General features: G+C 39.9%; 2 protein-coding genes. Both read right to left on the bottom strand.

Features of this window, described 5'->3' with window-relative positions:
* Positions 1–373: 373 nt before the first annotated feature.
* Positions 374–1,390 (bottom strand): TlpA family protein disulfide reductase, encoded by a 1,017-nt coding sequence (locus CK503_RS15850; protein WP_095607809.1) that lies wholly within the window; start codon positions 1,388–1,390, stop codon positions 374–376.
* 168 nt (positions 1,391–1,558) lie between these two features.
* A partial coding sequence (locus CK503_RS16200) for a hypothetical protein (RefSeq protein ID WP_176466334.1) occupies positions 1,559–1,781 on the bottom strand: 223 nt, incomplete at its 5' end.

The raw sequence follows: 1,781 nt of genomic DNA, 5'->3' as shown, positions 1-1,781 counted from the left end.
TTTGGGGCTGAAGATGTAGAACCAGCAACGGCTTTGATAAAAACAACGGAAGAAAACAGCGGACGTAAGATGATTTAGCCCCGACCGGCCAGGACAAAATGTGAAATAGGATTTTCGGAAAGGAAGATAGCTTTAAGGCAAATTGAATAGTGGAAAAGGCAACCCAGAAGCGGCTGAAAAATGGATATTTTTACAGCCGAAACAGCCTTTATTGACAAACCGCGAAGGCCGGCGGGCAAACTAACGACACTGCGCATAAGCGGCGCACGGATTTTTGTTTAATTAGCAACTAACGAAAGAAGAGAGATAAAACCAAGAGTGGCAGAGAATTGGCGAGGTGCGTCCGACTTAATGCGCGGGTTAGCCGGACAACTTACTGTTGAATAAGTTTCGCAACTTCTTTTTCAAGTTCTTCACCACGTAAGTTCTTAGCTACAATTTTGCCATCGCGACCTATAATAAAGCTTCTTGGAATTACATATACATTGTACATCTGAGTAATTTCATCATCCCATTGTTTCGGTTGAACGATTTGGGGCCACTCCATCTCTCTTTCTTTTAGAAACTCTTCCAATTTTTCGGAATCAGTATCCAAAGAAACTCCGATAATTTGAAGTTCATCTTCTGAATATTTTGAGTTGAGTGATTTGAGATGGGGGATTTCAGGTATACAGGGACCACACCACGTTGCCCAAAATTCAAGTACTACAATTTTTCCTTTATAATCGGCAAGTGAGATTTGATTACCCTGAAGGGTTTTGGCTTTGAAATTTGGTGCTTGAACACCAATTCCTAACGATTCTGCTTCATGCTGAAAACCCAATGCTTTTTCCACATAGAAATCATTGGCGTTTATTTCTATCATTTTTCTGGCTAACTCAATGACCTTTTGACTGTTATTTTTGCTGTTAAAATGACGAACCAAAGCAAAAAGTACTTCAGATTTACTTTTAGGATCAGTTAAATTGCTCTTAAGGTTTTCAAGAAGTTCAATATAATCCTCCCTTGTTTTTTGATCACTTAGGTGATATCCATTGCTTATCGGAACAATAATTCGACGCCAAGTTTTCGAATCATGATCTATCCTCTTCATCGCTTTATCCATTTTGTCTGCTTCGCCCAAATTCCCCCAAAGTAGAAACGCTCTCCATAAGGCTTCTTGGCCCATTTCTGAGTCTGGATATTGTTCAAAATACTGATAGAATTCGTCTGAATATTTTTTTTGAAGGTTGTCTGAATAATTATGTTCTCTTAGATCTACACTAGCACTATCCATGTATGCTGAAAAGGTAGAATCAATGGAGCTTTGTTGAGACTGGCCAAATACGTTTGTGAATATGAAAAAGAGGGAAGCAATTGTATATAAAAGTACTCTCAGATGAAATGACATTTAATTTAGAATTTAGTTTACGTTGTTGTACGGCTAACGACCTTGCGCATAAGGGGCGTGCAAAATGACGGTGAATTTGCTTTAAAATGTACTACGGAAACTGACAAAATCGAAACCGGCAGCCAACGGCGAGGCACGTCCCCTTGAATGCTATGACTTTGTCAAGTGTTATGCCGCACTTTTTTGCTTGTCAAACCTGGATGTATAATCCTTTTGGTAGGCTTGGCCACTATTCCAGATAGCACAGATAATTTTAATCATTTTGTTGATTAGATTATTGCGAACCACTGGCCACGGTTTCCCTTCATTGAGTTTTCGTTGTTTGTAGCAGGCAAACCGCTCATGGTGATGACTCACCGAACGGGCGACCATCGTCATACAGGATCGCATC

This window comes from Fodinibius salipaludis, from assembly GCF_002287075.1.
Lineage (GTDB): Bacteria > Bacteroidota > Rhodothermia > Balneolales > Balneolaceae > Fodinibius > Fodinibius salipaludis.
The sequence above is the reverse complement of the archived record's forward strand: the minus strand, read 5'-3'. Positions and strand labels throughout refer to the sequence as shown.